This is a genomic window from Clostridium sp., from assembly GCF_030532265.1.
In the GTDB taxonomy this organism is placed as follows: domain Bacteria; phylum Bacillota; class Clostridia; order Clostridiales; family Clostridiaceae; genus Clostridium.
In genome coordinates, this window is the sequence record NZ_JAUNLM010000035.1 from 14,597 (window position 1) to 22,717 (window position 8,121).

Consider the following 8,121-nt stretch of genomic DNA (forward strand, 5'->3'; position numbering starts at 1 on the left):
TTAATTATTTTGACTTCTCATAAACTTCATATCCACAATCTTTTAATGCATCTTCTATTCCTTCTACATTTTTGTTTTGTGTTCTAATTTTCTTGATACTGTTATCATTATAAACTAATGTAAACTCTGCATAGTCAATAGTACGAGCTATTGTTATATACTCTACACCTTCTGTATCTTGAAGCTTAAGCATCTTACCAATTTTTTTATCACTTACATAAAATCCTCTGTCATTAATAATCATAAGTGATATGTATATTATAAGTACGAAGTATAAATTTTCTTCTTTTAAATATGCTATAAGAAATAACCCAACTTGTATAGCTAAAAGTAAAACTATAAAGTTAAAATTAATTCTTCTAATTTTTAATCCTTTTTTTAAAAGGTCAACAAATTCCGCACTATTTTTCTTTAAGTATATTCCATTTTTCATAAAAGCGATAAAAAGAAAACAATTAAATATTGTAAGCACTGTAATTAAGCATATATTAAAGATTTCCAAATAAACTTCCTCCTTTGTTAATTTATTTTATAACTTTATAATGTCCTAAATTTTATATTATAATCTTACATTATTTTATTATTAATTTACTTGTAAACAATTATATCAACTATTTCTAAAGATATTCTTAAATTTAACTATATAAAAACTTATTTTATACATAAAATTTTAGCAGCATCACTTTTATGTAATACTGCCATTTAATTTTGTATATAATGAACTTCATAATTATGGTCTCTTAATTTTTTTATAAGTCCATTTGTGTTACGACATCTTAAAGATAATTTCTTTTCACTTTTATCTTTATAACAAAGTTTCATCTTACAATAGTCCTTATTAAACTCTGCTTCAATATAATTAATATTTTCTGTATTATTTATTTTATATAAAGTTCCAATTCTATTTTTAGATACATAAAAATATTGATTATTTAAAGCTAATATCATTGCATAAAAAGAACCTACAAACATTATAAATTTAATATCTCCTACTATTAATGAACATATAACCATGATTTGAATAGAGACTATCATAATTATTATTGAATAATAAGAAATTTTATAATTATTTTTCTCTCTTCCATTTTTTAAATTTAAATCTACAATATTATATTCATAACCTTTTAATTCTTTTTTACTTTTTATTGTTTTTATAATAAGTATTATATTTATTATAAAGAAAACAACACCTAGAAAAACTCCAAAATAATCCAAAGTTATCCCCCTTTTTCTTTTAGTAGTTAAAGCTATTTTGTTATATTTTTTGTAAAGTTATAATAATTACATAAATTATACCATTTTTTTCTTGTCTAACCAATTATTAATGATATTATTAATTTCTCTATTTAAATAAATATTAAATTATAGTGTTCCATTTAAATACATTTTATTATATATTTTACTAATATCCCATTCTATGTGTTATAATTATATAGTAAAATTTCAAAGGAGGTTGAGACTTAATGAAAGGTTTTGCAATGAAAAAAATAGGAGAAATTGGTTGGGTAGAAAAGGAAGTTCCTTCTCTAGGTGCAAAGGATGCACTTGTTAGACCTACTGCCCTTTCACCATGTACATCAGATGTTCATACAGTATGGGCTGGTGCAATTGGTGATCGTAAAGATATGATTTTAGGACATGAAGCTGTTGGTATTGTAGAAGCTGTTGGAAGTGAAGTAAAGGATTTTAAACCTGGAGATAGAGTTGTTGTTCCTGCTATTACACCAGATTGGGATTCTTTAGAAGCTCAAGCTGGTTATGCTATGCATTCTGGTGGAATGTTATCTGGTTGGAAATTCTCAAATTTTAAAGATGGGGTATTTGCAGAATATTTTCATGTAAATGATGCTGATGGAAATATGGCTATTCTTCCAGAATCCATTGATGATGCATCTGGAGTTATGCTTTGTGATATGATGCCTACAGGATTCCATGGTGTTGAACTTGCAGATGTTCAATTTGGAGATAAAGTACTTGTTATAGGAATTGGTCCAGTTGGACTTATGTCAGTAGCTGGTGCAGCAATTAGAGGTGCTTCTGAAATTTATGCTGTTGGAAGTAGACCAAACTGTATTGAAATTGCTAAAGATTATGGAGCTACACACATAATTAATTATAAAAATGGTTCAATTGAAGATCAAGTTATGAAACTAACAAATGGAAAAGGTGTTGATAAAGTTATTATTGCCGGTGGAGATGTAGATACTTTCAGCACAGCTATTAAAGTACTTAAACCTGGTGGAAAAATTGGAAATGTAAATTATCTTGGTGAAGGTGATTATGTAAAAATCCCACGTGTTGAATGGGGATGCGGAATGGCACATAAGCAAATTTCTGCTGGATTAATGCCTGGAGGACGTCTACGTATGGAAAAACTTATTTCCTTAATTGAAACAAAACGTGTAGATCCTTCTAAATTAATAACACATCGCTTCACTGGATTTGATAAAATAGAGGAAGCTCTTCTTTTAATGAAGGACAAGCCAAAAAATTTAATTAAACCAGTTGTTTTTATTGAATAATAAAAATTAATAAAAAAGTATAGATTTTTATTTAAATCTATACTTTTTTCTTATTTAACTTTTATTGAACTAAATTATAATTTAAGAACCTCCTTAACTTGTTCTAAAAGCTTATCACCACCAAGTTGTCTATAACCTTGTGATTCAATTAATGCAAATGGAGTATCAAAATTCTTTGCATGATTTTTTAAATAATCAAATCTATGCCTAACTTGAGGTGCTATCATTGCAATATCATATCCATTTTTTATTTCATCTTCAAATTCTTGAGTGCTAACTGCTGATACTACCATTTTAATTCCTTCTTTATCAGCTGCCTTTTTTAATTCATTAACTGCAATTGCACTTGTTATTCCTTGAGAACAAACAAATAAAACCTTTAACATTTTTAATTAATTTCCCCCTTAAAATTTATTAATTAAATAGGGTTATATGAACTATCTGAATATGTCTTTATTTTATAAAAATCAATTATGCCTTCTATTAAATTTTTAGCTTCTATTGCTGTCATTAAATGGTCTTGAGCATGTACCATTAAAATTGTTACTTCTATATTATTACCTGCTGCTTCTTCCTGAATAATTTTATGTTCAATTGAATTAGCCTTTAAAAGTAACTCGTCAGACTTCTTAAGAAGCTTTTCTGCTTTATCAAATCTTTCAACCTTAGCTTCATTTAAAGCTTCATAAGCTAAAGCTTTAGCTTCTCCAGCATTATATATTATATCAAGCATTACTTGTTTCATATTTAGATTACTCATAAAACAATCACCCCTATTTAAACTTTATTTATTATTATATTTAAATTTTTTATTAACCTACTCCATTTAATAATTTTTATTATTTATAAATCTAATCTCATTAATATTTATGGAAATATAAGGTAAAATATTATATATAATTTATTTTTCTAATTTAATTTTAGTTTTTAAATTTTATATTTTAATATAGGATTTTGTTTCACTTAATTTATACTTCAAATGATTATTAATATTAAACATTTTCTCTAATTTACAACATAAATTTATGTAAAAGAAGAGGTTAAAGGGGGATATTTATGGGAACAAGTTTTGTATCATTTATTTTCAACAAAGACTTATTATTTTTATTTTTTCTTATATTAGTACTTATAATTTTATTGATATATTTAAATTTCTTTAAGAGAAAATAATAAAAGGCATATAACTTTTAATCTAAAGTTATATGCCTTTATTAGTATAATCTATTTCTATATTAAATTAATATTGACAGCTCCAGTAAAATCCAAGTTAAATAATCTATTTATATATTAAATTCATATCAAGCTAAACGACTTAAATTATTATTTCTAGATATATAATAATTTATTTATATAATAACTTCATATCCTCTGGACCTTTGTACCAAACTGGAATAACTGTATTAAATTCATCATACCACTTTACAAGATTATTGGCGTTTTCAATCATAAAATTAATTTCTTTATCTCCAAAAGGAACTGCCCATGAAACTGCAGATAAAGAGTTTGTACAAACATACAATGCTAAAAGCCTAAAAAATTCCTCTGGTACTTTATTATTAAAATATCCATGAATTTGACCAATTGCAAACGGAACACTTACTCTCCATGAGAAAAATATTCTATTAAACTCTTCCCATGGATCACCATAATCAAACCTATTAAAATCAATTACTCCAATATTGTTATTATCAGTAATAATTAAATTTCCAATATGATAATCTCCGTGATGAAAACTTTGCTTTCTTCCCTTTATATAAGGTTTTAAATTATTTATAAAGTTAATCATCTTTAAATCTTCATTTATTTTATATCCACATTCTTTATAAAGCTTAATTTTTCTTTCTATTTTTTCTTCATATCTTTTTTCCCAAGTTCCTTTAAACTCAAAAGGATTTATTGTATGTATCTTCTTTAAAATTACCCCTGATTTTACACCAAGCTTATATTGTTCCTTTTCATTAAATTCCTTTATTTTTTCTAGTGCATCATATCCTTCAACCCACTTAAGTAATATATAAACATACTTTAAATCTTTAGAAACACCAACTTCAATAGCTTTGGATGTTTTTATTTTTAGTTTTTCACATAGCTTTATGCTTTTATATTCATTAAATTTATTTTCTTTTTGTGAAATATCGTTAACTCTAAGTAAGTACTTATTACCTTTATCATCTTCAATATAAAATTTTTTATCACTTGACCAACCTTTTAATAGATGCTCCACTTTTACAGCATTTATTTTCAAAGGGATATTATTTAAAATATTAACCATAATTTCACCACCTATTATAAAAATAGTTTAATGTTTTAGTACAATTATAATTTTAAAATCTTTTAAGTCATATATTTTTATATTATTATTTTTTTAATAAACTAATACCAATATTCTTATTATATTATGTATAAACATAAAAAAGCATGGTAATGTTACCATACTTTTTAAATTAATCTATATAATTGCTTTTCAAGTAAAACTCCTTCAATAGCTGGATAATCAAATTGCATACTATATTCAATACAATCTTTAACAAATTCCCCAGACCTTCTTGAAGCAGTAACTAAATCTGTTCCTCTTAAAACTTCTGTGCATAAAACTCCAGCAAAAATATCTCCAGTACCTGTATATGATTTTTTCATCTTTTCATGAGTTACAAAAGTTAAATCTTCTCCATCAAATACAGCTATTTTTAATTCATTTTCCTTACTTGATGGTACTGAAGTTATAATTATATTTTTAGCTCCAAGTTCTCTTAAATCATAAATTATATCTTTAATATAATCTTCATTATAAATTTCTCTAATTTCTTTTTCCCTTCCTGTTAAAAATAAAGCTTCAGTAAAATTTGGAGTAATTATATTGCTATATTTTAAAAGTTCCCTAATTTTATAAACATAATTCATATCAAATCCACTATATAATTTAAAATCATCAGCAAATATTGGATCAATTATATTTATACAATCTTTTACTTCCTTCAAATAATTTTGTGTTTGATTTATATTTTCTATATTTCCTAAATATCCAATATAATTTAAATCAAAATATATATTATTTTCTTTCATACTTCTAGTTGCATCTTCTATAAAAGTTTTACCAGTGAATGTAGCAATATCTTTAAAACCTTCAGTATGACTTGATAATACTATTGAAGGCATTGGACATGCTTCTATTCCTCTAACGCTCATAATAGGCATCATATTTGTAATAGAAACCTTTCCTACTGTACAAAAACTATTTATCATTAATACTCTATCTATTGGCTTCTTCATAACCCTTATCTCCTAAACCTCAAATTTATTTATATTCTCATACTTTAAATTATTTTTTACTTTTTATACACTAATTATTGTTCCAAAATTTAATATTTAATAATCTCTATTTTATGTTATTACCTTAAGTACAAGCAGTCAAATGTATCGATACATATTTTTTTAATATAATATTATTACATATAAAATATAATTATCTAAAACAAAAAAGCTATTATAGAATTAACTATAATAGCTTAAAATCTCTATGTTGTTATAGATTTTTTTGTATCTATATTTTCTTCTTCATCTTTATTTATCTTATCATTTTCAATACTTTTATTTTTATATTCATATATAATCTCAATAAGATTTCCACTTATAGTAACAGCTAATATAGAATACATAACCTGATCTACCCTTAAATATACTAATGAAAGTAACAGTACTATGGCATCAGTTAACATATAAACATGATTAACCTTTAAAGGAGTAAATTTACTACCTAAAAGAGCAATAACATCATCTCCACCTGATGCTCCTCCTCCACGAAGTACAAATCCTACACCAACTCCTACAAAAAGTCCTGCAAAAATACTTCCAAAAATCATATATTCATTAAGGCTTGGCACAACAAAACCTACGCTTTCAAATATTCTATAAAATACTGAAAAGCAAGCTGTTGAGAATATAGAAAAAATTAAAAATCTTTTTCCAAAAAATCTTGCTCCAAGAGCAAATAATGAAAAATCTATTATAAGATTAGTTACTGATGGCGATATATTAAAAATATTTTTAACAAGAAGAAGTAATCCTAAAACCCCTCCTTCTGTAATGCCATTTTGGTAATTAAAATTATAAGTACCAAAAGCTAATATACTTGATCCTAGTATTACTAAAAGAATTCCTTTAATAATACCTTTCAAGTTTTTTGACCTGGAATACAAAATATCACGCTCCAAATTACAAATTTTTGTTTAGGCCTTATACTATGTATTATATTACAAGTACTATATATTGTGAAATCTCCCTAATTATCTATAACTCTATCAATCAATTGCTATAACAAATGGCACCTGTTCTCCTTTAATCTCTTAATATTTCCTTCATGTATCTATATAACTTAAAATATCATTGACTTAATTATATTTTCTAATATATAATTAGAAAAAGTGTTATAGTTTTTATAGCACTAATTTTTTAAAACTTAATTATATATTGCTTTGAATAGGAGTAGTACTATAAACTTGTGTTTTTTAGAGAGCTATTGTTTGGTGCAAAATAGCATCACAAATATAGGAACTTGCCTAGGAGCTTACTTGTGTTGAAGCAAGTACGGGAAACCGTTAAATTATTGAGTGAGGAATTATTAAATTCCTAAAAAGAGTGGTAACGCGGAAGTATCCTTTCGTCTCTTAAATTTTTAAGAGGCTTAAGGATTTTTTTATTTTCTTTAATTTTTATAGAACTTATAATAAAAACTTAAACTTTTTTAATTAATAAAAATTATAGTAAGGATTTTAACTTTTTTATTATATTTTATTAAAATAAACACTCTCAAACTTAAAAGGAAATAAAATATTTTTAATCTAAATCTTATTTTAAATATTTTTATATGTATTTCCTTTTCTAATAATTTTGTTATTAATTTCAATTTTATTTTTGAATTTAATAAAACAAAATTTAAATTTGCAAATTATAAAGCATATTATGTGCTACATATAAAAGATATATTTAAGGAGGAATTTTTAATGGGAAACTATGGAACTGCCATAGATAAGAAATGGCAAGAAAAGTGGGAAAATGAACAATTATATAAATTTGACCCAAACAATTTAGATAAAAAACTTTACGTTCTTGAAATGTTCTCTTATCCATCAGGAAGTCAACTTCACGCTGGACACTGGTTTAACTATGGACCAGTTGATACATGGGCAAGATTTAAAAGAATGAATGGCTACAACGTATTTCAACCAATGGGATTTGATGCCTTTGGTCTTCCAGCAGAAAACTTTGCTATAAAGACAGGTATTCATCCACAAGATTCAACAGAAAAAAATATTAAAAACATGGAAGCTCAACTTAAAGCTATGGGAGCTATGTTCAACTGGGAAAATGAGCTTGTAACTTGTAGACCAGATTACTATAAATGGACTCAATGGTTATTCTTAAAGCTTTATGAAAAAGGATTAGCTTACAGAAAAAAAGCTCCTGTAAACTGGTGTCCATCATGTAACACAGTTTTAGCTAATGAACAAGTTGTTGATGGTGCATGTGAAAGATGTGGAACTGAAGTAACTAAAAAGGACTTAACTCAATGGTTCTTAAAAATTACTGATTACGCTGACGA

General features: G+C 25.3%; 9 protein-coding genes and 1 other annotated feature. Of the genes, 2 read left to right on the forward strand and 7 right to left on the reverse strand.

Annotated features, from left to right (window positions below; translation table 11 throughout):
- Positions 1-4: 4 nt before the first annotated feature.
- Both Q4E08_RS08425 and Q4E08_RS08430 read right to left on the reverse strand, forming a co-directional pair.
- Positions 5-502, reverse strand: coding sequence for a hypothetical protein (locus Q4E08_RS08425; protein ID WP_303130151.1), 498 nt, complete (start codon positions 500-502; stop codon positions 5-7).
- 200 nt (positions 503-702) lie between these two features.
- Complete coding sequence (locus tag Q4E08_RS08430) at positions 703-1,215, reverse strand: hypothetical protein (RefSeq protein WP_303130152.1); 513 nt, start codon at positions 1,213-1,215, stop codon at positions 703-705.
- Positions 1,216-1,463: 248 nt separating this feature from the next.
- Between Q4E08_RS08430 and Q4E08_RS08435 the strand changes: the two genes are divergently transcribed.
- On the forward strand, positions 1,464-2,522 hold the full coding sequence (locus Q4E08_RS08435) for an NAD(P)-dependent alcohol dehydrogenase (protein WP_303130154.1): 1,059 nt from the start codon (positions 1,464-1,466) through the stop codon (positions 2,520-2,522).
- Between the two features lie 74 nt (positions 2,523-2,596).
- Here Q4E08_RS08435 and Q4E08_RS08440 read toward each other — a convergent pair whose 3' ends face one another.
- The 5 genes from Q4E08_RS08440 to Q4E08_RS08460 all read right to left on the reverse strand — a co-directional run bounded on the left by Q4E08_RS08440 (position 2,597) and on the right by Q4E08_RS08460 (position 6,697).
- A complete protein-coding gene (locus Q4E08_RS08440) occupies positions 2,597-2,908 on the reverse strand; it encodes a PTS sugar transporter subunit IIB (protein WP_303130155.1) in 312 nt (103 codons plus the stop codon).
- Positions 2,909-2,940: 32 nt separating this feature from the next.
- The gene (locus Q4E08_RS08445; RefSeq protein ID WP_303130156.1) at positions 2,941-3,282 is read right to left on the reverse strand and encodes a PTS lactose/cellobiose transporter subunit IIA; all 342 of its coding nucleotides are present in this window, start codon (positions 3,280-3,282) and stop codon (positions 2,941-2,943) included.
- A 582-nt stretch (positions 3,283-3,864) separates the two neighbouring features.
- Positions 3,865-4,794, reverse strand: coding sequence for an aminoglycoside phosphotransferase family protein (locus Q4E08_RS08450; RefSeq protein WP_303130157.1), 930 nt, complete (start codon positions 4,792-4,794; stop codon positions 3,865-3,867).
- A gap of 167 nt (positions 4,795-4,961) precedes the next feature.
- Complete coding sequence (locus Q4E08_RS08455) at positions 4,962-5,792, reverse strand: pyridoxamine kinase (protein ID WP_303130159.1); 831 nt, start codon at positions 5,790-5,792, stop codon at positions 4,962-4,964.
- A 245-nt stretch (positions 5,793-6,037) separates the two neighbouring features.
- Positions 6,038-6,697, reverse strand: coding sequence for a YitT family protein (locus tag Q4E08_RS08460; RefSeq protein ID WP_303130160.1), 660 nt, complete (start codon positions 6,695-6,697; stop codon positions 6,038-6,040).
- A 288-nt stretch (positions 6,698-6,985) separates the two neighbouring features.
- Positions 6,986-7,190, forward strand: a binding site (T-box leader).
- A 332-nt stretch (positions 7,191-7,522) separates the two neighbouring features.
- On the opposite strand from Q4E08_RS08460, the gene Q4E08_RS08465 reads away from it, so the two are divergent.
- Positions 7,523-8,121, forward strand: a 599-nt coding sequence (locus tag Q4E08_RS08465) for a class I tRNA ligase family protein (protein WP_303130162.1), incomplete at its 3' end; no start/stop codon positions are given.

Bases quoted from the DNA above. Each gene is read 5' to 3' on its own strand.
- Q4E08_RS08435 (WP_303130154.1), top strand. From the start codon at position 1,464: ATGAAAGGTTTTGCAATGAAAAAAATAGGAGAAATTGGTTGGGTAGAA.
- Q4E08_RS08440 (WP_303130155.1), bottom strand. From the start codon at position 2,908: ATGTTAAAGGTTTTATTTGTTTGTTCTCAAGGAATAACAAGTGCAATT.
- Q4E08_RS08445 (WP_303130156.1), bottom strand. From the start codon at position 3,282: ATGAGTAATCTAAATATGAAACAAGTAATGCTTGATATAATATATAAT.
- Q4E08_RS08450 (WP_303130157.1), bottom strand. From the start codon at position 4,794: ATGGTTAATATTTTAAATAATATCCCTTTGAAAATAAATGCTGTAAAA.
- Q4E08_RS08455 (WP_303130159.1), bottom strand. From the start codon at position 5,792: ATGAAGAAGCCAATAGATAGAGTATTAATGATAAATAGTTTTTGTACA.